The 23,933-nt window shown below is 57.1% G+C and carries 25 protein-coding genes and 1 other RNA gene; 7 read left to right on the top strand and 19 right to left on the bottom strand.

Annotation, left to right across the window (positions count from 1 at the left end; all coding sequences use genetic code 11):
- Nucleotides 1-22 precede the first annotated feature (22 nt).
- A complete protein-coding gene (gene garK, locus ET34_RS0101890) occupies nucleotides 23-1,168 on the top strand; it encodes a glycerate 2-kinase (RefSeq protein WP_031518986.1) in 1,146 nt (381 codons plus the stop codon).
- A gap of 77 nt (nucleotides 1,169-1,245) precedes the next feature.
- An RNA gene (gene rnpB, locus ET34_RS21195) (RNase P RNA component class A) lies at nucleotides 1,246-1,624 on the top strand.
- A 58-nt stretch (nucleotides 1,625-1,682) separates the two neighbouring features.
- Here rnpB and ET34_RS0101885 read toward each other — a convergent pair.
- The 3 genes from ET34_RS0101885 to ET34_RS0101875 all read right to left on the bottom strand — a co-directional run bounded on the left by ET34_RS0101885 (nucleotide 1,683) and on the right by ET34_RS0101875 (nucleotide 3,439).
- Entirely contained in the window at nucleotides 1,683-2,219 is a 537-nt protein-coding gene (locus ET34_RS0101885; RefSeq protein ID WP_236633803.1) for a fimbrial protein, read from the bottom strand.
- A gap of 305 nt (nucleotides 2,220-2,524) precedes the next feature.
- Nucleotides 2,525-2,671: a hypothetical protein gene (locus tag ET34_RS22735; protein ID WP_413783759.1), complete on the bottom strand. Its 147-nt coding sequence runs from the start codon at nucleotides 2,669-2,671 to the stop codon at nucleotides 2,525-2,527.
- Nucleotides 2,672-2,737: 66 nt separating this feature from the next.
- Complete coding sequence (locus ET34_RS0101875; protein ID WP_031518984.1) at nucleotides 2,738-3,439, bottom strand: pirin family protein; 702 nt, start codon at nucleotides 3,437-3,439, stop codon at nucleotides 2,738-2,740.
- 104 nt (nucleotides 3,440-3,543) lie between these two features.
- On the opposite strand from ET34_RS0101875, the gene ET34_RS0101870 reads away from it, so the two are divergent.
- Complete coding sequence (locus ET34_RS0101870) at nucleotides 3,544-4,440, top strand: LysR family transcriptional regulator (protein WP_031518983.1); 897 nt, start codon at nucleotides 3,544-3,546, stop codon at nucleotides 4,438-4,440.
- 10 nt (nucleotides 4,441-4,450) lie between these two features.
- Here ET34_RS0101870 and ET34_RS0101865 read toward each other — a convergent pair whose 3' ends face one another.
- The 11 genes from ET34_RS0101865 to ET34_RS0101815 form a co-directional block, all read right to left on the bottom strand.
- A complete protein-coding gene (locus ET34_RS0101865) occupies nucleotides 4,451-4,840 on the bottom strand; it encodes a DUF805 domain-containing protein (RefSeq protein ID WP_031518982.1) in 390 nt (129 codons plus the stop codon).
- A gap of 219 nt (nucleotides 4,841-5,059) precedes the next feature.
- A complete protein-coding gene (locus tag ET34_RS0101860) occupies nucleotides 5,060-6,046 on the bottom strand; it encodes a glutathione S-transferase family protein (RefSeq protein WP_031518981.1) in 987 nt (328 codons plus the stop codon).
- A gap of 70 nt (nucleotides 6,047-6,116) precedes the next feature.
- Nucleotides 6,117-6,509 (bottom strand): DoxX family protein, encoded by a 393-nt coding sequence (locus tag ET34_RS0101855; RefSeq protein WP_031518975.1) that lies wholly within the window; start codon nucleotides 6,507-6,509, stop codon nucleotides 6,117-6,119.
- Nucleotides 6,510-6,741: 232 nt separating this feature from the next.
- A complete protein-coding gene (locus tag ET34_RS0101850; RefSeq protein WP_031518973.1) occupies nucleotides 6,742-7,038 on the bottom strand; it encodes a YqjK-like family protein in 297 nt (98 codons plus the stop codon).
- Nucleotides 7,035-7,433, bottom strand: coding sequence for a phage holin family protein (locus ET34_RS0101845; protein ID WP_031518972.1), 399 nt, complete (start codon nucleotides 7,431-7,433; stop codon nucleotides 7,035-7,037). The genes ET34_RS0101850 and ET34_RS0101845 overlap by 4 nt, the downstream gene beginning before the upstream one ends.
- A gap of 1 nt (nucleotide 7,434) precedes the next feature.
- A complete protein-coding gene (locus ET34_RS0101840) occupies nucleotides 7,435-7,737 on the bottom strand; it encodes an ElaB/YgaM/YqjD family protein (RefSeq protein ID WP_031518970.1) in 303 nt (100 codons plus the stop codon).
- 36 nt (nucleotides 7,738-7,773) lie between these two features.
- On the bottom strand, nucleotides 7,774-8,142 hold the full coding sequence (locus ET34_RS0101835) for a DUF1090 domain-containing protein (RefSeq protein WP_031518969.1): 369 nt from the start codon (nucleotides 8,140-8,142) through the stop codon (nucleotides 7,774-7,776).
- 158 nt (nucleotides 8,143-8,300) lie between these two features.
- Nucleotides 8,301-8,684, bottom strand: a complete 384-nt coding sequence (gene mzrA / locus ET34_RS0101830) for an EnvZ/OmpR regulon moderator MzrA (RefSeq protein WP_390901330.1) — start codon at nucleotides 8,682-8,684, stop codon at nucleotides 8,301-8,303.
- 5 nt (nucleotides 8,685-8,689) lie between these two features.
- On the bottom strand, nucleotides 8,690-9,352 hold the full coding sequence (gene yqjA, locus ET34_RS0101825) for a DedA family general envelope maintenance protein YqjA (protein ID WP_031518966.1): 663 nt from the start codon (nucleotides 9,350-9,352) through the stop codon (nucleotides 8,690-8,692).
- A 319-nt stretch (nucleotides 9,353-9,671) separates the two neighbouring features.
- Nucleotides 9,672-10,448, bottom strand: coding sequence for a transcriptional regulator ExuR (gene exuR / locus ET34_RS0101820; protein ID WP_031518964.1), 777 nt, complete (start codon nucleotides 10,446-10,448; stop codon nucleotides 9,672-9,674).
- A gap of 116 nt (nucleotides 10,449-10,564) precedes the next feature.
- The gene (locus ET34_RS0101815) at nucleotides 10,565-11,866 is read right to left on the bottom strand and encodes an MFS transporter (protein WP_031518963.1); all 1,302 of its coding nucleotides are present in this window, start codon (nucleotides 11,864-11,866) and stop codon (nucleotides 10,565-10,567) included.
- A 492-nt stretch (nucleotides 11,867-12,358) separates the two neighbouring features.
- Here ET34_RS0101815 and uxaC point away from each other — a divergent pair, with 492 nt between their 5' ends.
- The 3 genes from uxaC (at nucleotide 12,359) to ET34_RS0101795 (ending at nucleotide 15,901) form a co-directional block, all read left to right on the top strand.
- Nucleotides 12,359-13,771 (top strand): glucuronate isomerase, encoded by a 1,413-nt coding sequence (gene uxaC, locus ET34_RS0101805; protein WP_031518961.1) that lies wholly within the window; start codon nucleotides 12,359-12,361, stop codon nucleotides 13,769-13,771.
- A 20-nt stretch (nucleotides 13,772-13,791) separates the two neighbouring features.
- Nucleotides 13,792-15,279, top strand: coding sequence for a UxaA family hydrolase (locus tag ET34_RS0101800; protein WP_031518959.1), 1,488 nt, complete (start codon nucleotides 13,792-13,794; stop codon nucleotides 15,277-15,279).
- 76 nt (nucleotides 15,280-15,355) lie between these two features.
- Nucleotides 15,356-15,901 (top strand): YgjV family protein, encoded by a 546-nt coding sequence (locus tag ET34_RS0101795; RefSeq protein ID WP_031518958.1) that lies wholly within the window; start codon nucleotides 15,356-15,358, stop codon nucleotides 15,899-15,901.
- A gap of 26 nt (nucleotides 15,902-15,927) precedes the next feature.
- Here ET34_RS0101795 and sstT read toward each other — a convergent pair whose 3' ends face one another.
- From sstT to ET34_RS0101775, 4 genes are all read right to left on the bottom strand, one after another.
- Complete coding sequence (gene sstT, locus ET34_RS0101790) at nucleotides 15,928-17,175, bottom strand: serine/threonine transporter SstT (RefSeq protein WP_031518956.1); 1,248 nt, start codon at nucleotides 17,173-17,175, stop codon at nucleotides 15,928-15,930.
- A 283-nt stretch (nucleotides 17,176-17,458) separates the two neighbouring features.
- Nucleotides 17,459-18,427: a TerC family protein gene (locus tag ET34_RS0101785; RefSeq protein ID WP_031518954.1), complete on the bottom strand. Its 969-nt coding sequence runs from the start codon at nucleotides 18,425-18,427 to the stop codon at nucleotides 17,459-17,461.
- 414 nt (nucleotides 18,428-18,841) lie between these two features.
- Nucleotides 18,842-19,840, bottom strand: coding sequence for a Gfo/Idh/MocA family protein (locus ET34_RS0101780; protein WP_031518952.1), 999 nt, complete (start codon nucleotides 19,838-19,840; stop codon nucleotides 18,842-18,844).
- A 102-nt stretch (nucleotides 19,841-19,942) separates the two neighbouring features.
- Entirely contained in the window at nucleotides 19,943-20,455 is a 513-nt protein-coding gene (locus ET34_RS0101775) for a M48 metallopeptidase family protein (protein WP_031518951.1), read from the bottom strand.
- Nucleotides 20,456-20,537: 82 nt separating this feature from the next.
- Here ET34_RS0101775 and rlmG point away from each other — a divergent pair, with 82 nt between their 5' ends.
- Nucleotides 20,538-21,668, top strand: a complete 1,131-nt coding sequence (gene rlmG / locus ET34_RS0101770; protein ID WP_031518949.1) for a 23S rRNA (guanine(1835)-N(2))-methyltransferase RlmG — start codon at nucleotides 20,538-20,540, stop codon at nucleotides 21,666-21,668.
- Nucleotides 21,669-21,808: 140 nt separating this feature from the next.
- Here the strand turns inward: rlmG and ET34_RS0101765 are convergent, their stop codons facing one another.
- Nucleotides 21,809-23,827 carry an NADPH-dependent 2,4-dienoyl-CoA reductase gene (locus ET34_RS0101765; protein ID WP_031518947.1) on the bottom strand — a complete coding sequence of 673 codons (2,019 nt, stop codon included), beginning with the start codon at nucleotides 23,825-23,827 and terminating at the stop codon, nucleotides 21,809-21,811.
- Nucleotides 23,828-23,933 lie beyond the last annotated feature (106 nt).

The following is a 23,933-nucleotide window of genomic DNA, read 5'->3' as shown; positions in this document are numbered from 1 at the left end:
GCACGCGCAGGCACGGAAGAATATGAAAATAGTAATCGCACCTGACTCATACAAAGAGAGCCTTTCTGCCGCCGGGGTAGCTCAGGCCATTGAAAAAGGTTTTCGGGAGATTTTTCCCGACGCTGAGTACGTCTCCGTGCCGGTCGCCGACGGCGGCGAAGGCACCGTAGATGCCATGGTCAGCGCCACGCAGGGCACCACTTTCTCCGCTCACGTCACCGGCCCGCTGGGCGAAAGCGTGACGGCCAGTTGGGGATTATCAGGTGACGGTAATACCGCCTTCATCGAAATGGCGGAAGCCAGCGGGCTGGCGCTGGTACCGGCAAGCAAGCGTAATCCGCTGCTAACCACGTCGCGCGGCACCGGAGAGCTGATCCTGCATGCAGTGGAACACGGCGCGCGCAATATTATTATCGGCATTGGCGGCAGCGCCACTAATGACGGTGGTGCAGGCATGATCCAGGCGCTGGGCGCCAGGCTGAACGATGCCAGCGGCAAAGAGATCGGTCACGGCGGCGGTAGCCTGGTAAGCCTCAACAGCATTGACGTCAGCGAGCTGGATCCGCGGCTGAAGGAATGCACCATCCGCGTCGCCTGCGACGTCACGAATCCGCTCATCGGTGAGCAGGGCGCGTCGCGCATTTTCGGGCCGCAAAAAGGCGCTACCGAGGAGATGATCCGCGAACTGGATAGCAACCTTGAGCACTTCGCCGACGTGATTAAAAAGACGCTGCGTATTGATGTAAAGCAGGTGCCTGGCGCCGGCGCGGCGGGCGGTATGGGCGCGGCGCTGATGGCGTTTCTCGGCGCGGAGCTGCGCAGCGGCATTGAGATTGTCACCGAGGCGCTCAACCTCGAAGAACACGTCCATGACTGTACGCTGGTGGTGACCGGCGAAGGGCGTATCGACAGTCAGAGTATTCATGGCAAGGTGCCGGTGGGCGTGGCCCAGGTAGCAGGAAAATACCATAAGCCGGTGATTGGCATCGCCGGGAGTCTGACCGATGATGTGGGTGTGGTGCATCAGCACGGTATTGATGCGGTATTCAGCGTACTGACCTCGGTCACAACGCTGGACGAAGCGCTGAAAAACGCCGCCGACAATATTTATCGCGCTTCGCGCAACATTGCCGCGACGCTGCGGGTGGGAATGTCCCTTCCGGGCTGAGGACGCAGCGGGCTTAATTACCGCCCGGCGGTGAACAGGATTGCAATACGGGAGAGGGCAAGGGTATACTTCGCGCCGAAGCTGACCAGACAGTCGCCGCTTCGTCGTCGTCCTCTTCGGGGGAGACGGGCGGAGGGGAGGAAAGTCCGGGCTCCATAGGGCAGGGTGCCAGGTAACGCCTGGGGGGCGCAAGCCCACGACCAGTGCAACAGAGAGCAAACCGCCGATGGCCCGCGCAAGCGGGATCAGGTAAGGGTGAAAGGGTGCGGTAAGAGCGCACCGCGCGGCTGGCAACAGTTCGCGGCACGGTAAACTCCACCCGGAGCAAGGCCAAATAGGGGTTCACAAGGTACGGCCCGTACTGAACCCGGGTAGGCTGCTTGAACCAGTGAGCGATTGCTGGTCTAGATGAATGACTGTCCACGACAGAACCCGGCTTACCGGTCAGCTTCAACATTCTCGTGAAAACCCCGCTTCGGCGGGGTTTTTGCTTTGATGGCTGAAGATCAATCTCTTAAAGATGCTCTACGGAAACGGTCAGGGATGACTGCACCTTACCGGTACTGGGGGTATCATTGACTTTGACCATTCCGATAAAGAAGGGGAATAGGCCATCACTCAAGGGAATATTTCTGTTGATTTTGAACCGAACCCCCTCAAGCGTATAGAGACCAACAGCGATACCTTTTGCGGCGGTGTCGTCACTTGCTGTATTGGCAAGAACGGTGCTGTCATTGTTGTCTGCTACGCCGTTAAACCGGAGCGCCGTTCGAGCGTAGTAATTACTGGTATTGGTGTAATCTTTGCACCCTGCGCCAGTAATGTTAGCCACCACCAGGACGGACGACGTCGTGTTTATTGGGCTGGTTTCGACCTTAGGTATCCTCCCAATTACCTGGTTCTTTAAATCGACCGTAGGGCGGCTCAGGGAAACTGTACAACTAAAAGGCCGAAACAGACGTCCAGCGACAGACAAGGTGGCGGGTTGATCCTCCGCCGCGAGACAGGTTGTGCTCAACAGCGTTAACCCCAGGAGTACGTTTTTTTTCATATTTTTTACCTCTGATAATCCTCATCATCTTTTCCATAATCCAGATCGTGTCCGGCATGAGCCGCTATTTTCATGTGCGGTGCGTAGGACGTTATGCTTTTGATGCGAAGAGACTGTAAACGAGAGGAAAATCGGAAACTGACAGGGTAAAGATGCTTTTGTGGACGTGAATTTGCTGGCGTGGATGATGGCCGGTGCGTTATCAGACGGCGGGATAATTTCCGTCAGATCGGGAGAAGGATAGCCGCGACAAAATAAGGGAGGCAGGAGCAGGCGGGCCATAAGGCCCGCCCGGAGAGCGTGCGTCAGGCGGCTTCTTCCTCGGCCAGACGGACTTCGGCTTCAGCGATAATGGCTTCCAGCTCGTTGAACATAAAATCGGAGGTAAACTCTGAATGCGCTCCGGCGCGTGTAGACGCTTCCTGCGAGGCGGGTGAAACAGTCAACTTCATGCCTGTGTTTTGCTGTGTGATAGTACTCATTTTATGACTCCTGGTGCAGCGAGCCGCACCTTCTTGTTACACCGGCAAATCTACCAGTAAAGCGCGCAGCGGCGAATCGGCGATGAGGGTGATATTTGCCTCGTCACGAATAAAAGCGCCGTCTCCGCAGGTTAATGCTTCTTTGCCTTCCGTTTCGGTTTTTGCGTGCACCGTGCCGTGGATTGACTGCAGATAGGCGCGTGGTCCGTGAAGCGGGACTGTCAGCCGCTCACCTTTTTCCATTTCCACATGGTGCAGCCATACCTGCTGGCGCAGCTGTAGACTGCCGTTGCGCCCGTCCGGTGAGGCCAGCAGCTGCTGCGGCTGGTTGAGCAGGGCCATTTTCTGAAACAGCGGGTTTTCCCGTTCCGGGCAGGCGTCGAGCCAGAGTTGCATCCGGGTCAGCGAGCTGTCCTTACTGATATTGTGCTCGCTGTAGCTTATGCCTGATTGAGCAGCAACCAGCACCGCCTCGCCCGCACGGGCCTGGAGGTGATTGCCTTCGCTGTCGCGATACTCGGCCTCACCTTCCAGCACCAGGTTCAGAATATCCACCTTCGGAAAGGTACGCGGCTGCAGCGAGGCACCGGGCGCCAGCACTTCCTGATTCAGCACGCGCAGCGAAGCGTAGCCCAGCAGGTCCGGGTCGAAATAGTGTCCAAAGGAAAAGGTGTAGCGGGCTTTCAGCCATCCATAGTCAGCCTGCCCGCACTGTTTGGCTGTTCTCGTGGTAATCATGTTTTTGACCTCTTTTTACGCTAAACCCATGGTAAGGATCTGGACGCTGCATTGTTAGCCAGTTAATCTGCTGGCTACGTTCAAATTTCCTGAATGAGAGTGAGATGGCCAGAGAAAGGGCATTAACGCTGGAAGCGCTGCGGGTGATGGATGCTATTGACCGGCGGGGCAGCTTTGCAGCGGCAGCAGATGAGCTGGGGCGCGTGCCGTCGGCGCTCAGCTACACCATGCAAAAACTTGAAGAAGAACTGGATGTGGTGCTGTTTGACCGCTCCGGTCATCGCACTAAATTCACCAACGTCGGGCGCATGTTGCTGGAGCGCGGCCGCGTGCTGCTTGAAGCGGCAGACAAGCTGACCACCGATGCCGAAGCGCTGGCGCGCGGTTGGGAAACCCACCTGACGCTGGTCACCGAGGCGCTGGTGCCGACCGCCACGCTGTTCCCGCTGCTTGATAAACTGGCTGTTAAAGCCAACACCCAGCTCTCTATTATTACCGAGGTGCTGGCCGGGGCGTGGGAGCGCCTTGAGCAGGGGCGGGCCGACATCGTGATTGCTCCGGACATGCATTTTCGATCTTCGTCAGAGATCAACTCGCGCAAGCTCTACACCCTGAAAAATGTCTATGTAGCCGCCCCGGACCATCCGATCCATCAGGAGCCGGAACCGCTTTCAGAAGTGACGCGTGTGAAGTATCGCGGGGTGGCGGTGGCGGATACGGCGCGCGAACGGCCAGTGCTGACGGTGCAGCTGCTCGATAAGCAGCCGCGTCTGACCGTCAGCAGCATTGATGATAAGCGTCAGGCGCTGCTGGCGGGTATCGGCGTGGCGACGATGCCGTGGCCGCTGGTGGAAAATGACATCCGTGAAGGGCGTTTACGCGTCGTCAGCCCCGAGTCCACCAGCGAAATCGACATCATCATGGCCTGGCGTCGCGACAGTATGGGCGAAGCTAAAGCCTGGTGCCTGCGCGAGATCCCGAAACTGCTGATCCCGCGCTGAGCACAGCCCGCTAGCTGACAAGAGGCGTGCGGGATGTCTCTTCCCGTTTCGGGTCTGGCCCGAAGCGGTTTTCGCCCGGCGTACCGTTCTGGCAGTTAAATGCCAGAATAATCAGCCAGCCCACCACCGGAATAATCAGCAGCAGCAGCCACCACGCCGAGCGGTCGGTATCGTGCAGGCGCCGGAACTGCACCGCCCACCACGGCAAAAAGATCAGCACGCCGTAAATCGTGGTGAGAATGCCTTCGCCACCGGCACGCTGCCAGCCCAGCATTTTGTCGAGCATGCTCAGCACCACCGTCAGGATGATGTTGACCAGAATGAACATCCAGTATTCTTTACGGCGCGCACGGCCGCCGAATCCGATGTAATTTTTGAGTACCTTGAGATACCAGTCCATCCAACACCTGCCTTAGCCGTAACGGCTACTATTCGTACAATCACTTGTTTTTAAAGCAATCATTTAAAGGATAGTGGTGAAAAAGAGGCCGGTGGGAAAATTTCTCTGGGGGCGGGTGCGCTCTGTGAAGCGCTTCGCATAAGCGGATGAAATAACGCTGAGAAAGGGAATAATCAGAGAAAGACTACGGATGGCGCGGGAAGCCCGCGCCAGTTGCGCTTAGCGGAAGCGTTCCTCACGCCCGTGCGGCTCGTTGAGATCCTGCAGCGGCCCAATCGAAATAATGCCGGTCGGGTTGATGGTTTTATGGCTGCAGAAATAGTGGTGGCGGATATGCGCGAAATCCACCGTTTCGGCGATGCCCGGCATCTGATAGATATCGCGCAGGAACCCGTACAGATTCAGGTAATCGCTGATGCGCTGACGATCGCATTTGAAATGGGTGACATACACCTGATCGAAGCGGATCAGCGTGGTCCACAGGCGAATGTCTGCTTCGGTGAGCTGGTTGCCGGTCAGGTAGCGATGCTGGCCGAGGATCTGTTCCAGACGCGCCAGCGACTCAAATACCTTCGTTACGGCCTCATCATAGGCTTCCTGGCTGGTGGCAAAGCCCGCTTTGTATACGCCGTTGTTGACGGTGTCGTAGATCCAGCCGTTCAGCTCATCGATCTCGCTTTGCAGGTCATCGGGGTAGTAGTTCCCGGCACGCGCACCGTGGCCGTCAAACGCGGTGTTGAGCATGCGGATAATTTCCGACGACTCGTTGCTGACGATGGTCTGCTGCTTTTTATCCCACAGCACCGGAACGGTTACGCGCCCGGTGTAGTGCGGGTCAGCATGGAGATAGAGCTGGTACATATAATCGTGCTGGTACAGGCTGTCGCCCGTGGCAGCAGGGAAATCGTCCCCAAAGGTCCAGCCGTTCTCCAGCATCAGCGGGTGAACCACCGAAACAGAAATCAGGTGCTCCAGCCCTTTTAACGCGCGCACGATCAGCGTGCGGTGCGCCCACGGGCAGGCCAGCGATACATAGAGGTGATAGCGATCTTTCTCTGCTGCAAAACCGCCGCTGCCGGAGGGGCCAGGCGTACCGTCGGCGGTCAGCCAGTTACGAAACGCGGATTCTGAACGTTTGAAACGTCCACCGGTTGATTTGGTGTCATACCAGGTGTCATGCCAGACGCCATCGATCAGTTGTCCCATTGCTCTCTCCTTTTTCAGCAGCAAAAGCGAGGAGATATCTCCTCGCTTTGGTGTAGTCAGTATAGAAGGCTTACCAGTTTTTATTCAGTACGCGGTCGATGCTGTATGCACCCGGTCCGAACAGGGCCAGCAGCAGGAAACCACCGGCGATGCTGAAGTTTTTCATGAACATGATGGAGTTCGCGCCTTCAGCGAAGTTACCGTGGAACAGGAACGCGGTCAGCAGCGTAAACACAGCGGTAATCAGCGCGGTGGTACGGGTCAGGAAACCAAACAGAATTGCCAGACCGCCGCCGAACTCAAGCAAAATCACCAGCGGCAGCATAAAGCCGGGCACGCCCATCGCTTCCATATATTGCTGCGTACCCGCGTAACCGGTGATTTTGCCCCAGCCTGCGACGATAAACAGCACCGGCATCAGGATACGCGCTACCAGCACACCCACATTTTCTAATTTTTTCATTTTCTCTCTCCAAAAAACCTGAACGATGGCTGTTGATGCCAGGTGATTGTTATTACTGCAAAATCGGGCTATTACCCGGTATTGCTGTCGATGGAGAGGATAATAAACGCGGCGCTCAGGGATTGTTAGCAAGGAAAACTGTCAATCTTCTTCAAATATCTTGAGCAAGCAAAACGGCAGGGAGAGGCGCAGAAAAACGAATGGCGCGGAATACGCGCCATTGAGGGAGAGATTAATACCGCTGCTGCTGACGCAGCGTGGTCTGAACCAGACGCCAGGCACTCCAGGCGCCGAAGCCCCGTTTAGCCCAGCGCAGCAGGAAGTTAGGATGCCGCACGGACCAGAGGGCCATCACGCTGCTACCTACCACTGCCCATGAGCGAAGACTGAGCAGGGTATTCCAGCCGCGATCGTAAGCCCCGGTGGCGTCAAGCCAGTCACGACGCGACGCGGACAGATCCAGACGCTGCTGTTGAATATTGCTTAACAGCCATGCTTTGCGTCGTTCACGCTCATGCTTATCACTCATCGATCTTCATCCTCCAGCAGCTGCTTGTCGTTAGCCAGCTCGCGGCGGGTGTGACGCAGCAGCGTTGAACGCCGCGCCCGTACCAGCGTCCATATGCCGCCAATCAATGCCAGAATCAGCAGCACTGCCGTAGTGGCGATCATGGCATTCAGGCGATATTGCGGATCGATAGCCCAGATGATCAGCACCATCAGGCTCATCAGCCCGAACGCGGCAAAGAGCATAGTCAGGCCAAGCATCAGCAGGAGCTGGAACAGATTTGCTTTCTCTTCTTCCAGCTCAACCACCGCCAGCTTGACGCGGGTCTCCACCATATCAACGATAATGGTGATGATACGCTGTCCGATGCCGAGAACGCTTTTACCCGGCCCTTGAGGTTGGCGCGACTCTGCCATATCAGCGACGCGTCAGCAGAACGCCCAGCACGACACCCACTGCCGCACCAATACCTACGCCGGTCCACGGATTTTCTTTCACGTACTCATCCGCGCGGCTTGCCGCTTCGCGAGTCTGACGCGCGATAACGTCGCCGGTTTCAGTCAGACGGTAGCGGCTCTCTTTCAGCGCGCGCTCGGCTTTGCTGCGAAGTTTGGTTAACTCTTCTTTCGATTTATCGCCAGAAGAACTCAGCACCTCTTCAAGCGTGTCTGCCAGGGATTTCAACTCAGCGCGCAGGTGATCGGTGTTATCTTTTGACATAATTCTCTCTCCAGGTGAGTAAAGGTTTCCATAGTCTTAGTAGTCGCGTGCTTCCAGCTCCTTCAGCTCGGCACGCGCCTCGTTAAGATTGTGTTCACGCTTGGCAATTTTGTCCGCATCGCCTTTCTGTTTCGCTTCAGCCAGTTCGCCCTCGCGCTCGCTGATTTCAGCTTTTTGACGCGCGATTTTCTCCTGATGATCAGCATGCAGCTTTGCGTCGCTGCAGTTAGCCCGCAGTTCGCTCAGCGCTTTGTTTAGTCCGTTTATCCGGTTCTGGTTGTCATGCTTTTCGGCATAACCGATCTCACGCTTAATTTCTTGCTCTTTCTGCTGGCAGAGTGAAGCGGCCTGAGAAGCGGTAGACAGAGATAAAAGGGCTAAAGCCAGTGCGGTGCTGTATTTCATAAGAGAAACCTTCCATTGTTAAACGATACGCCACGGGACGTCACCGTTGTGTTCCAGCGTGTCTGTAGCGCAGATGCGGTTTCAGGGTGCGCTTACACAATGATAGTAAGTATTCGCGCAAACCCCAAAGTGGGTGAAAAGATTAGGAATCCTGGAGACTACCCGAGGCGGTGGCCTTCGCCGCGCAGGCGTTGCAGCCAGAGCGTGGCCGGAGATTTTTCCTCTTCCTGAGCGATGATGAATCCCTGCGGTAGCGTGCGGTAAAGCACGCGGCGAGCGGCGTCGCGCTCGGCGCTGGAGTCAAACTTAATTAACAGCTTATCGTCCTGCGGGGTAATGCTTTTTATCATAATGCCGTTGGCATCAAGATGATGCAGCACGGAGAAACCGTCCGGCACACTGACGCCATGGCTGGAGGCGCGGATCGCCAGCGTGCTTTCATGATTTTGCAGCACGGAGCCGGCCAGTGCCAGCAGTGCCACCAGCGCGAGGCCTGAAAATCCTATAATCGAACGGCGTGAACGCGCAATTCTCATCACAATCCCTTTTAGCTTCGGTTACCGTATTTCTTTTTCCACAGCACCACCAGTGAGCCAATCAGGCCAAACACCAGCAGAACCACCGGTAACAGCATCAGGCAGGACATCAGGGCGTCTTCATATTTGAGGAACACCGGCGTCTTGCCCAGTAAATAACCCAGCGTGGTAAGGATCAGCACCCACAGCAGGCCGCTCATCCAGTTAAAGAACTGGAAGCGCGCGCTGCTCAGGCCAGACAGCCCGGCAATGGTCGGCAGCAGGGTGCGAACAAATGCAATAAAGCGTGCAATCAGCAGCGCCGAAAGCCCGTGTTTATGAAACAGATGATGGGCGCGCTGGTGGTAATGCGCCGGCAGATGCGAGAGCCAGTTCTGCACGATACGCGTATTACCGAGCCATCGTCCCTGAATATAGCTTAGCCAGCATCCCAGGCTCGCGGCGGCGGTCAGCAACAAAATGGTTTGCGGGAATCCCATTGCGCCTTTGGCAATAAGCACGCCGACCAGCACCAGCAGGCTGTCTCCCGGCAGAAACGCCGCCGGCAACAGACCATTTTCAAGAAACAGAATCATGAACAATACGAAGTAGAGCATGCCAACCATCGACGGGTTGGCGAGCGTCTCGTAATCCTGGCTCCAGAGGGCGTTCAGTAGTTGAGTCAAAAGTTCCATTCAGTCGTCCTGGCACATCGGTTTAAGCCGCTGGTTACGAAAGAAGGACAGCGTCACGACGTTTTTCGTTGTTGATTATGGTCGAAACGGGCTGCCTTGTAGTGAGATGCGCGCACTGTTTCCTTGTGCATGAGATACGTGAGCAAGTGCTTACTTGATTACGTGAAAATGCATCTAATTGTAACAAAGCACGGATGTGTACGACACAATATTTATGCTTTGCCGCAGATGATTTTGCCGGGTCACAAGCTGGCATACGAGGGTATTTACAAACGCTGACACTACATATGGTTTGCTGACCCTCGTCCCAGTAAAGACGCTATTTTAGCGTATTTGAGGTGGTATCGAGGTGAACAACGGGATTTTCGGAAAACAAGTAACGGTCGGCATTAAATTCAAAATCATCGCTGGTTTCGTTAAACAGCATCAGTTTGGTGTTCTCAAGATGCTGCCACATCGCGACTTTTGCACCGTGCGGATCTTTGCGAATCAGCGCTTTCAGAATCTGGTCATGGTCATCGCACCAGTTGTCGACGGTGCGCAGGTCAATGTGCTCGTGCAGCTTCTTCCAGTAAGGATTATGAACGCGCTGGGTCCACATTTTCTCTACGATTGCCGCCAACGCGGTGTTCTGTGTGGCGAGCGCAACCTGAACGTGAAACTGTAAATCCCACTCGGAATCGCGGAAACACTTCTCCTGACGCGCCTTTTCCTGAATTTCCATCAGCTTAATGATGTCCTGTTTGGTCACCTGGGTGGCGGCAAACTCGGCGATGTTGCTTTCGATAAGCTGACGCGCCTGCAACAGCTCAAAAGGACCGTAGCTGGCGAACTCCAGATTTTCATCCGGCAACGCGTGATGCTTCGCCTGGTTGGAAATAACATGAATACCGGAGCCTTTGCGGACTTCAACGTAGCCTTCAACCTCAAGCATGATGATGGCTTCGCGCACCACCGTGCGGCTCACGTTTTTCTCATCAGCGATATAGCGTTCAGCGGGGAGTTTTTCTCCCACGCGATAAACGCCATCTTCAATGCGGCGTTTAAGTTCAGCGGCCAATTGCTGATAAAGGCGACGTGGTTCAGCTATTTCCATAGCGCGGCTCCGGACAGGGCAGGAAAACTGAATTTGTTATACCACTTTTGCGCAAATCGCTCCACCGCCGCCCATGAAAAAGCCGCCCTCAGGCGGCTTTTTTAGGTGGTTTCGCGTCAGGGTTGCGTCGCGGGCTTACCCGTGAGCGTCTGGTCCTTCAGCTCGCTGGCCGGTTTATTCTGCAACACGGTCCAGATGACAATAGCGCCCATGACGTCGAATACTGCCAGCACCGCAAACAGCGGGCTGAAGCCGATAGTGTCCGCCAGCGCACCGACGACCAGCGCGAACATCGTACTCGCCGTCCATGCAGCCATACCGGTCAAGCCATTCGCGGTGGCAACTTCGTTACGGCCAAACACATCGGAAGAGAGGGTAATCAGCGCACCGGAGAGCGACTGATGGGCAAAACCGCCGATGCACAGCAGGCCAATCGCCACGTACGGGCTGGTGAACAGGCCAATCATACCCGGGCCGATCATCAGCAGCGCGCCCATTGTCACCACCATCTTACGCGAGACGATGAGGTTAACCCCAAACCAGCGCTGGAACAGCGGCGGCAGATAACCACCGACGATGCAGCCGAGGTCGGCAAACAGCATCGGCATCCAGGCAAACATCGCAATCTCTTTCAGGTTAAAGCCATAAACCTTAAACATGAACAGTGGGATCCACGCGTTGAACGTACCCCACGCCGGTTCGGCGAGGAAACGCGGCAGGGCAATGCCCCAGAACTGGCGGGTACGCACGATCTGCCACGGCGACATTTTCTTCGCGTTATTGGTCTGGTGATGGGCTTCCTGACCACCAATAATGTACTCACGTTCTTCGTCAGTGAGTTTTTTCTGATCGCGCGGATGCTTATACAGGAACAGCCACGCCATCGCCCAGGCGAAGCTCAACACGCCGGAGATAATGAACGCCAGCTCCCAGCTGTGCATCACGATCGCCCAGACCACCAGCGGCGGCGCAATCATGGCACCAATCGATGAACCCACGTTGAAATAGCCGACCGCAATGGAACGCTCTTTAGCCGGGAACCATTCGGAGCTGGCCTTCAGGCCAGCCGGGATCATCGCGGCTTCCGCTGCACCTACCGCCCCGCGCGCCAGTGCCAGCCCGCCCCAGCTTCCCGCCAGCGCTGTCGCACCGCAGAAGACCGCCCAGGTGATAGCAAAGAATGCATAGCCGATTTTGGTGCCGAGGATATCCAGCACGTAGCCTGCTACCGGCTGCATGATGGTGTAGGCTGCCGAATAGGCAGCAATGATATAGGAGTATTGCTGGGTTGAAATGTGCAGCTCTTCCATCAGCGTCGGGGCCGCCGCCGCCACGGTGTTACGCGTCAGGTAACCGAGCACGGTGCCCAGCGTCACCAGTGCGATCATGTACCAACGTAACCCTTTAATCTTTCGCATCTGAAACCTCTTCGTCGTTGTTTTCTACCGTACGGAAGCGGTCACACTCCCTGTATTCTCGCCGGGTAGGTTTTTTAACGGGCGACCGCACCGGTTGAGATGCCCGGTGCGGTCGGCGCCTTGCCATAAACGTGCTCGTGACTCACATCAGCTTCCATACTGGGTATTCCGGTAGCGCCCCTGTCGGTAACGCCACCGTAAAAAATCAATCCGTGGGTTCTGTATTGCGACGGCAGGAAAGATAACTTGTCATACAGCTTTAAAAGTTGAGAGCCATCACAAAAGCACTTTTCTTAGCAGGGTCATTAATTTGAGGGATTCAGGCCAGTCATGGTGCGGGTTACAGCGCTATTTACCTCTTTCACGGTAGATAATTTGTCCATTAATATTGATCTAACTCACGAATTTAATCGTGGTTCAGGATAATTGGTGTGATAACTTTGTCGGCATCAAGTGAAAGCATCTGAGTCACGCATGAGAGGAAGTGTCCCTATGACCCCGTTTATGACTGAAGATTTTCTGTTAGATACCGAATTTGCCCGCCGTCTCTACCATGATTATGCGAAAGATGAGCCGATTTTTGACTATCATTGCCACCTTCCGCCTCAGCAGATCGCCGACAACTACCGTTTCAAAAACCTGTATGACATCTGGCTGAAAGGCGATCACTATAAGTGGCGTGCTATGCGTACTAACGGCGTAGCGGAAAAGTTGTGTACCGGTGATGCCAGCGATCGGGAAAAGTTTGATGCCTGGGCCGCGACCGTACCGCACACCATCGGCAATCCGCTCTACCACTGGACACACCTTGAGCTGCGCCGCCCGTTTGGCATCACCGGCACGCTGCTGTCGCCAAAAACCGCCGATGAGATCTGGAATCAGTGCAATGATCTGCTGGCCCAGGACGCCTTTACTGCTCGCGGCATCATGCAGCAGATGAACGTGAAGATGGTCGGCACCACTGACGATCCGGTGGACGACCTACAGCATCACGCCGCCGTAGCGAAAGACAGCAGCTTCAGCATTAAGGTGCTGCCGAGCTGGCGTCCGGACAAAGCGTTTAACATCGAGCAGGCAACCTTTGCCGACTATATCGCGACGCTGGCTCAGGTATCCGATACCGATATCCGTCGCTTCAGCGATCTCGAAACCGCGCTCACTAAGCGTCTCGATCACTTCGCCGCGCACGGCTGTAAGGTCTCCGATCACGCGCTCGACGTGGTGCTGTTTGCTGAGGCCAGCGAAAGCGAGCTGGATGCGATTCTGGCGCGTCGCCTGGCGGGTGAAACCCTGAGCGAACATGAAGTTGCCCAGTTCAAAACCGCCGTGCTGGTATGGCTCGGTGCGCAGTATGCGCGTCGCGGCTGGGTGCAGCAGTACCACATTGGCGCGCTGCGTAATAACAACCTGCGACAGTTCAAACTGTTAGGGCCGGATGTCGGCTTCGACTCCATCAACGATCGCCCGCTGGCTGAGGAGCTTTCAAAGCTGCTGAGCAAACAGAATGAAGAGAACCTGCTGCCGAAAACCATTCTTTACTGCCTGAACCCGCGCGATAACGAAGTGATCGGCACTATGGTTGGCAACTTCCAGGGCGAAGGGATGCCGGGCAAGATGCAGTTCGGCTCCGGCTGGTGGTTCAACGATCAGAAAGACGGCATGGAACGTCAGATGACCCAGCTGGCGCAGCTCGGCCTGTTAAGCCGCTTCGTCGGTATGCTGACCGACAGCCGCAGCTTCCTGTCCTATACCCGTCACGAATATTTCCGTCGCATTCTGTGCCAGATGATTGGCCGCTGGGTGCAGGCGGGCGAAGCGCCAGCGGACATCGCACTGCTGGGCGAGATGGTGAAAAACATCTGCTTCAACAATGCCCGTGACTACTTCGCTATTGAACTGAATTAATCTGGCTGTTTGAGGTTGATATGCAATACATCAGGATCCATTCGCTGGATAACGTCGCGGTCGCGCTGGTCGATCTGCCGCAAGGGACGGTGATTTCCCAGGACGGGCTGGATGTGACGCTGCGTCAGGATGTGGCGCGCGGGCACAAGTTTGCGCTGGTCGGCATTGCGCAGGGCGCTAACGTCATCAAATATGGCTTGCCAATCGGCCATGCGCTGGCGGATATCGCGCCGGGGGAACATATTCACTCCCACAATACGCGTACCAACCTCAGCGATCTGGATGAGTACAGCTATCAACCGGATCACCCGCTGCTGGATCGTCAGTCAACGGATCGCGATGTGGAGATCTACCGCCGCGCCAACGGCGAGGTGGGGATCCGCAATGAGCTGTGGATCCTGCCCACCGTCGGCTGCGTCAACGGCATCGCGCGTCAGATCCAGACGCGCTTTCTGAAAGAGAGCAACGATGCCGAAGGCACCGACGGCGTGTTCCTGTTCAGTCACACCTACGGCTGTTCCCAGCTTGGCGATGACCACATCAATACCCGCACCATGCTGCAAAATATGGTGCGTCACCCGAATGCGGGCGCGGTGCTGGTGATCGGCCTGGGCTGTGAAAACAATCAGGTAGACGCCTTCCGTGAAACGCTGGGGGATTTCGACCCGGCGCGAGTACATTTCATGACCTGTCAGCATCAGGATGACGAAGTGGAGGCCGGGCTTGAGCATCTGCGCGAGCTGTATGCCGTGATGCGTCACGACGAGCGTCAGCCGGGCAAGCTCAGCGAGCTGAAGTTTGGTCTTGAGTGCGGCGGATCGGACGGGCTGTCCGGCATTACCGCCAACCCGATGCTGGGGCGCTTCTCGGATTACGTCATCGGTAACGGCGGCACCACGGTGCTGACCGAAGTGCCGGAGATGTTTGGTGCCGAGCAGATCCTGATGAGCCACTGCCGCGACGAAGCCACGTTTGAAAAAACCGTCACCATGGTCAACGACTTCAAACAGTACTTTATCGCCCACAATCAGCCGATCTACGAGAACCCATCGCCGGGCAACAAAGCGGGGGGCATCACCACCCTGGAGGAGAAATCCCTCGGCTGCACCCAGAAAGCCGGTGCCAGTCAGGTGGTGGACGTGCTGCGCTACGGCGAGCGGCTGAAAACCCACGGTCTGAACCTGCTGAGCGCACCGGGCAACGATGCGGTCGCTACCAGCGCGCTGGCTGGGGCAGGCTGTCATATGGTGCTGTTCAGCACCGGGCGCGGCACGCCTTACGGTGGTTTTGTGCCGACGGTGAAGATCGCTACCAACAGCGAGCTGGCAGCAAAAAAACCGCACTGGATCGACTTTGACGCCGGCCAGCTGCTGCACGGTACCGCCATGCCGCAGCTGCTGGAGCAGTTTGTGGATGTCATTGCCGATATCGCCAGCGGCAAGCTCACCTGCAACGAGAAGAATGACTTTCGCGAACTGGCCATCTTCAAAAGCGGTGTCACTTTGTAGCGCGTCTCCGCTCTGCTAAGATAAAACGGCGTTTCATTATTTGAAGCGCCGTTTCTTTTTCTGACAAGGATCTTTCATGACCGCGTATTGGCTTGCCCAGGGCGTTGGGGTCATCGCCTTTCTGATCGGCATTACCACCTTTATCAACCGCGATGAACGCCGCTTCAAAATGCAGCTGGCGTTCTACAGCGCGACCATTGGCGGCCACTTTTTTCTGATGGGAGCCTGGCCCGCCGGGATGAGCGCCGGGCTGAATGCGTTGCGCACCCTGATCTCTCTGCGCACCCGCAATCTGTGGGTAATGGCGCTGTTTATCATCCTGACGCTGGCGCTGGGCCTGGTGAAGCTTCACCATCCCATCGAACTGCTGCCGGTTATCGGTACTATCGCCAGTACCTGGGCGCTGTTCCGTACCACCGGGCTGACAACCCGCTGCGTCATGTGGTGTTCAACCGTCTGCTGGGTTATTCATAATTTCTGGCTGGGATCGATTGGAGGTACCCTGATTGAGGGCAGCTTTTTGATCATGAACGGCGTGAATATTATTCGTTTCTGGCGGATGCAGAAGCGGGGCATTGACCCGTTCCGGGTTGAAAAGGCACTGGCAGAGAAAGAGGGCTGACGGCAACGCGCCGCCAGCCGCAGAGGTTAGTTACGCAGCACGTTGCTGGCCAGACGCGCATCTTCCGCCTGGCACGCCGCCGCAGTAAACAGTACGTCGGTGGAGGAGTTGAGCGCGGTCTCGCAGGAGTCCTGCAGCACGCCGATGATAAAGCCTACCGCCACCACCTGCATGGCGATGTCGTTCGGGATGCCGAACATGTTGCACGCCAGCGGGATCAGCAGCAGTGAACCACCCGCCACGCCGGATGCACCGCAGGCGCACAGCGACGCCACCACGCTGAGCAGCAGCGCGGTCGGCAGATCCACCGAAATACCCAGCGTATGCACCGCCGCCAGCGTCAGCACCGTAATGGTGATGGCCGCACCCGCCATATTAATGGTCGCGCCCAGTGGAATCGAGACCGAATAGGTATCGCGGTTGAGGTTCAGCTTCTCGCTCAGCGCCATGTTGACCGGGATATTCGCGGCGGAGCTACGGGTGAAGAAGGCGGTAACGCCGCTTTCACGTAGGCAGGTGAAGACCAGCGGATAGGGGTTACGGCGGATCTTGATGAACACCAGTAGCGGGTTAATCACCAGCGCCACCAGCAGCATGCAGCCAATCAGCACCACCAGCAGCTGGGCATAGCCCCACAGTGTACTGAACCCGGTGGTGGCGAGCGTGGACGCCACCAGGCCAAAGATACCGATCGGCGCAAAGCGAATCACCAGCTTCACCATAAAAGTCACGGCGTCTGACATGTCGGTGATCAGATTTTTAGTGGTATCGTTTGCATGACGCAGCGCGAAGCCCAGACCGATAGCCCACACCAGAATACCAATGTAGTTACCTTTCAGAATCGCATCCACCGGGTTGGCAACCATGCTAAGCAGCAGGTCGCGCAGCACCTGCACGATCCCTGTCGGCGGGGTGATTTCTGTCGCACCGGTAACCAGTTGCAACGTGGAAGGGAACAGGAAGCTGAACAGCACCGCAGTCAGCGCGGCGGAGAAGGTGCCCAGCAGATAGAGCACCAGGATAGGGCGGATGCTGGTCTTCTGGCCGCGCTGGTGATTAGCGATGGACGCCAGCACCAGCATCAGCACCAGCACTGGCGCAACGGCTTTCAGGGCACCAACGAACAGCGTTCCCAGCAGACCGACCGCTTCAGCGGCAGGTTTTGACAGCCAGGCCAGCACAATACCCAGTACCAGCCCCACCAGGATCTGCTTTACCAGGCTGCCGTGCGCCAGGCGCTGCCACAAGCCGCCCTTATCAGATTGCGTAGTCATTCGAATTTCCTTCAGTGATGATGTGGTTCCATCCTGGACGTACTCTTGGGTAACGTTTAATCAGGATGTAACAAAAGTTTGCACGGATGAGTATAGGGAAATGGATACCGGAGGGAAGCGAATAGTGCTGGAGTTTGCGAGTTGCTCGCGTTTTTTAACTGATGGTTAACATTATTGTGACATCATCATCAATTCCACGCTATGACCGCTTGCGCAGCCGCGCAGATGAGACAGGTCGCGCACCCTCTTATCCCTGGCGGGGAGAGGGGGTGCGCGCTATCGCTTATCCGGCGATATTTTTTCTGTCGTTGCGGCGGTTAACCCAGGTATTGATCAGCAGGGTAACAACCAGAATGCCAAACACCACGCCGAGCGAGACGGCGATTGGGATATGGTAGAAATCGACGATAAGCATCTTCACGCCGATAAACACCAGAATGATCGACAGTCCGTACTTCAGCATTGAGAAGCGTTCCGCTACGCCCGCCAGCAGGAAATACATCGCACGCAGGCCAAGAATTGCGAACAGGTTAGAGGTCAGCACAATGAACGGATCGGTAGTCACCGCGAAGATAGCCGGGATACTGTCTACCGCAAAGATCACGTCGCTCAGCTCAACCATGATCAGCACGAGGAACAGCGGGGTTGCGTACAGCAGGCCATTTTTGCGCACGAAGAAGTGTTCGTTTTCAATGGTATCCGTCATACGCAGATGGCTGCGCAGCCAGCGCACCACCGGCTTGTCGCCGATACCGGTATCGTCCTCTTTCGCCAGCGCCATTTTGATCCCGGTAAACAGCAGGAACGCGCCGAAGACGTAGAGCAACCAGGAGAACTGGGTGATCAGCCAGCTACCTGCGAAGATCATGATAGTACGCAGCACGATCGCACCCAGCACGCCATAAATCAGGACGCGGCGCTGCAGCGCGGCCGGAACCGCAAAGTAGCTGAACAGCATCAGCCAGACGAAGACGTTATCAACCGCCAGCGCTTTTTCAATCAGATAGCCGGTGAGGAACGCAAGCGCCTGGGTATCTGCAACTGCACGCCCCTGAGTTTCGGTGAGATACCACCAGAATGCGGCGTTAAACAGCAGCGAAAGCGTAACCCAGACCAGTGACCAGGCGGCCGCCTGCTTCATGGACATCGCGTGCGAACCGCGGCGCCCCTGCAGCAGGAGGTCGATGGCCAGCATAATAATCACCACGATGGCGAAACTGCCCCACAACAGCGGGGTGCCGACAGTATTCATAGACAGATTCCTTAAAAAACAAAAACGGCTAACATCGGAAGACGTCAGCCGTTTCGCTTGTCGCAAATGGATCTCGCCTTCCGGCAAGGTCTCACTTACAACAGAAATCCCCGTCATACTTCGCGCCGCAGATGCGTTGGCTGCGTTCACTCACCCCGGTCACATACTGGTGTATGCTCCCGGCGATTCGCGAACTTGCCGCCTTTCTGCAACGCGAATTATTTAGGGGATTCCCCGTCATCAAACGCGTTGCAGATGCGAATATAAAACTGGATGTTACGTTGCCCGGTAACCGGATGCGTTACGCATCGTAATGACGATCCACCGGCGAAGAAGTTACTCCCCTTTGCTCGTAACAAAGTATTACAGGCAATTATGACGGTCAATATTACGTATGCGCCGTTTTACAAAGCTTTACGCGGGCAACTCTGTGCTGACGTCGTCTGCCGGGAACACGACCCCCGTTTGCGCACGGATATCCGTTAACAGTTTCGCGGTGATCCGGCTTACGGCCAGGCCCGGATGATTGACCTCGTTATCGGTCACCAGGCGGGCAAAAGTCTCGGCTTCGTACAGCATAGTATTGATGTGCTGGGGCTGCGTCAGATCCTGCGCTTTGCCACCGCGCGGCACGAAGGTGATCTTCTGGCACTCGGAGATCTTCTCAATCACCAGCGATCCGGCCTCGCCCTGGATCTCGCTTGGGATCGTCGAGTCGCTCACCTTCGAGTGGGTAAGGATCACATCGAAATCGCCATAGTGCATCACCACGGTGCCGTGGGCATCGACGCCGCTTTCAAGCAGCGCGGCGTTGGCTTGTACCGAGTACGGTTCACCCCACAGGGCGACAGCGCTTGCCAGGCAGTAGAACCCGATATCCATGATCGAGCCGTTAGAGAAGGCCGGATTGAAAGTGTTGGGGTTTTCGCCGTCAAGATAGCGCTGGTAGCGCGACGAGTACTGACAGTAGTTGATGAACGCCTTGCGCAGCTTTCCGGCTTTCGGCAGCGCCTGCTGCAGCGCGATAAAGTTCGGCAGACTCGCGGTTTTGAAGGCTTCGAACAGCACCACCTGATTTTCACGCGCGCAGGCAATGGCTGCTTCCACTTCACGCAGGTTTGAGGCCAGCGGCTTTTCGCAGATCACATGCTTTTTATGGCGCATAAACAGGCAGCTCTGCTCGCCATGCAGCGAGTTAGGGCTGGCGATATACACGGCATCAATAGCATCGCTCTGCGCCATCGCCTCAAGGGAGGTGAAGAGATGCTCGACGGGGTAGTCGCTGGCGAAATGCTGCGCCTGTTCCAGGCTGCGCGAATACACAGCGGTGAGCTTAAATTTGCCCGTTTCATGGGCGGCATCGACGAACTGGCGGGTGATCCAGTTCGTGCCAACTACGGCGAAACGTATCATAGAGGTGCGCTTTCTCCACTGGCTAAGTATCGATGCAGACTATCATGGAAAGATGACAAATCCAGCGCGGGAAAAGTGAATTCGCGTAGCGGGTTCCAGATTTTATTCAGCGCTGCGGCGCTCGTTGCCCAGCGCCAGATGCGTCAGCCACAGGCGAGTGTCAAATTCGAGCTGATGATACTGCGGCTCCATATGGCAGCAGAGCTGATAGAACGCTTTGTTGTGCTCTTTCTCTTTCAGATGCGCCAGTTCGTGCACCACGATCATACGCAGAAAGGCTTCCGGTGCGCCGCGAAATACGGTGGCGACGCGGATCTCGGCCTTCGCTTTCAGCTTGTTGCCCTGTATGCGCGACACCGCAGTATGCAGCCCAAGCGCGTTTTTCAGCACGTGGATCTTGTTGTCATACATCACTTTATTCACCGGCGGGGCGCTGCGCAAAAACTGGTTTTTCAGCCCCTGGGTGTAGGCCCACAGCGCTTTGTCGGTGGCGATGTCGTGCCGGTCGGGATAACGCTGCTGCAGCACATCGCCGAGCCGCTGGTCGTTAATCAACGTGCGTACCTGGGAGAGCAGGTGCTCCGGGTAGCCCTGCAGGTAAATCAGTTCACTCATGCTTATCTCAGACTGGCGAAAAGGGTATACTCTCGCCCCCGCTACGGGGCCAATGCTGAAATTTTACCATCCAGGAGGGCCGATGAGCCAACCAGACAACAGTTTTCGTTCCCTGACGCTGAAGCGTTTTCCGGAAACGGACGACGTTAACCCACTGCAGGCGTGGGAAGCAGCGGACGAGTATCTGCTGCAACAGCTGGACGAGCCGGTCGGTCCGATCCTGATCCTGAACGATGCATTCGGCGCGCTCTCCTGCGTGCTGGCGGCGCATCAGCCGTACAGCATCAGCGACTCTTACCTGAGCGAGCTGGCGATCCGTCAGAACCTGCGCCTCAACGATATTGAGGAGTCGAGCGTCAGGTTCCTCGACAGCACCGCAGCGTATCCGCAAGCGCCGGGGCTGGTGCTGATTAAGATCCCAAAAACCCTGGCGCTGCTTGAGCAGCAGCTGCGCGCCTTGCGCCGCGTGGTAACACCGCAGACGCGCATTATCGCCGGGGGCAAAGCGCGTGATATTCACAACTCCACGCTGGCGCTGTTTGAGCAAATTCTGGGGCCGACCACCACCACGCTGGCGTGGAAAAAAGCGCGCCTGATCAACCCGACCTTCACCGCGCCGGCGCTGGCCGAGGTACCGGAAACCCTGAGCTGGAAACTGGACGGCACCGACTGGACTATCCATAACCACGCTAACGTCTTTTCCCGTACCGGGCTGGATATCGGCGCGCGCTTCTTTATGCAGCATCTGCCGGAAAATCTCGACGGTGAGCTGGTGGATCTGGGCTGCGGTAATGGCGTGATTGGCATGACGCTGCTGGCGCAGAATCCGGAAGCGAAAGTGGTGTTTGTGGACGAATCGCCGATGGCGGTGGCCTCAAGCCGTCTGAACGTAGAAACCAACCTACCGGGTGACGTGGCGCGCTGCGAGTTTATGATCAACAACGCGCTTTCCGGCGTGGAGTCCGATCGCTTTGCGGCCATCCTGTGTAACCCGCCGTTCCACCAGCAGCACGCGATTTCCGATCAGGTAGCCTGGGAGATGTTTCACCATGCCCGCCGCTGTCTGCAGTATGGCGGCGAACTGCGTATCGTCGGCAATCGTCATCTCGATTACTTCCGCAAGCTGAAGAAGATCTTCGGCAACTGCGAAACCATTGATACCAACAATAAGTTTGTGATCCTGAAAGCGGTGAAGACGCGCAAAAAGCGCTGAGTGCGTTAATGGCGGGTGCGCAGGCTTACCCGCCCTACGTAATCGGATGATGTGGTATGAGTAAGCGCAGCGCACCCGCCACAATTCCGGCGTTTGTACCCTCGTAGGGTGGGTAAGCGCAGCGCACCCACCACGCCGCGTCAGATCGCCAGCGCCAGCCGGGTGCCCTGTTCAATCGCCCGGCGCGCATCCAGTTCCAGCGCCACGTCGCAGCCGCCAATCAAATGCACCGGCTTACCGGCAATCATCAACGCATCCGCCAGCTCGCGGCGCGGCTCCTGCCCGGCGCAAATCACCACGTTGTCTACCGCAAGCACCCGCTCTTCATCCCCGAGGGTGACGTGCAGCCCCGCGTCATCAATACGGCGGTAGCTCACACCCGCTTGCATCTTCACGCCGCGTGCCAGCAGGGTAGTACGGTGGATCCAGCCGGTGGTTTTGCCCAGGCCTTCGCCCGGTTTACTCGCCTTGCGCTGCAGCATCACGATCTGGCGCGGGCTGGCCGGCAGGTGCGCCCCTTCCGGACGCAGGCCGCCGGGCCGGGTCAGGCTCTGGTCGATTCCCCATTCCGCGCAGAATTCAGCGATGTTCTGGCTGGTGGCCTCGCCGGACTGGCTGAGATACATCGCGGTATCGAACCCGATGCCGCCGCAGCCGATAATCGCCACCCGTTCACCCACCGGCGCTTTGTCACGCAGCACGTCGAGATAGCTTAAGACCGAAGGGTGATCGATGCCGGGGATCGGCGGAATACGCGGCGCGATCCCGCAGGCGAGGATCGTCTCATCGAAGGCCGCCAGATCCCCGGCGCTCACATACTGATTAAGACGCAAAGCGACGCCGGTGACCTCGATCATCCGCCGGTAGTAGCGCAGGGTTTCATTGAACTCCTCCTTACCGGGGATCTGCCTGGCAATGTTGAACTGCCCGCCCACCTCCGAGGCGGCATCAAACAGCGTGACCTGATGGCCGCGCGCCGCGGCGTTAACCGCAAACGCCAGCCCGGCCGGACCGGCACCGACCACCGCCAGGGATTTAGGCTGCGCGGCAGGCACAACCGGCATCAGGGTTTCATGGCAGGCACGCGGGTTCACGAGGCAGGAGGTCACTTTGCCGACGAAAATGCGATCGAGGCAGGCCTGATTACAGCCGATGCAGGTGTTGATCTCGTCGCTGCGCCCCTGCGCCGCCTTGCTGAGGATTTCGGCATCGGCGAGAAAGGGCCGCGCCATCGATACCATATCGGCATCGCCGCGCGCCAGGATCGCATCCGCGACTTCCGGATCGTTGATGCGGTTAGTGGTGATCACCGGCAACGAGGTGTGCGCCTTCAGCGCGCGCGTCACCCAGCTGAACGCCCCGCGCGGCACCGGCGTGGCGATGGTAGGAATGCGCGCTTCGTGCCAGCCGATACCGGTATTAATCAGCGTTGCGCCGGCATCTTCCACCGCTTTCAGCAGGGTAATGGTTTCATCGAGCGTACCGCCGCCTTCGACCAGATCGAGCATCGACAGCCGGTAAATAATGATGAAGTCACGCCCCACGCGCGCCCGTACCGCGCGAACCACCTCTACTGCAAAGCGCATGCGACGCGGATAGTCGCCGCCCCACCCATCCTCACGCTGATTGGTCCGCGCCGCGAGAAACTGGTTAATCAGGTAGCCTTCCGACCCCATGATCTCCACGCCGTCATAGCCCGCTTCCCGCGCCAGCTGCGCGCAGTGGGCGAAATCCTCAATCAGCGCCTCAATTTGCGGGGGAGTTAACGCATCGGGGACAAAGCGGTTGATGGGGGCCTGGAGCGCGGAAGGCGCGACGGGGTGCGGCTGATAGCTGTAGCGCCCGGTATGCAGGATTTGCAGGGCGATCTTTCCGCCCTCCTGATGCACGGCGTCGGTGATGGTACGGTGATGCGCCACCTGATGCGCTGCATTCAGTACCGCACCGCCCGCCACCGCCACGCCGGAGGGGGAGGGGGCAATGCCACCGGTGACGATCAGCGCGACGCCGTGGCGTGCACGCTCGGCGTAAAACGCCGCCAGACGCGCCACACCGTCCGGGTGTTCTTCGAGGCCGGTATGCATCGACCCCATCAGGGCGCGATTCTTCAGTTGGGTAAAGCCAAGATCCAGCGGGGCGAACAGCGACGGGTAGCTCATAGTCTCTTCCAGGCTATTTTTATTATGTGGTCGGATGAGTTCTAATTTAGCTATCAGCGCGGTAAATGGAAAAACCGGAGATGACGATTGTGATGGGATTCAAAGA

Origin of the sequence: Siccibacter colletis (assembly GCF_000696575.1) — a bacterium.
Taxonomy (GTDB): Bacteria; Pseudomonadota; Gammaproteobacteria; order Enterobacterales; family Enterobacteriaceae; genus Siccibacter; species Siccibacter colletis.
This window is presented reverse-complemented; position numbering and strand designations above follow the sequence as displayed.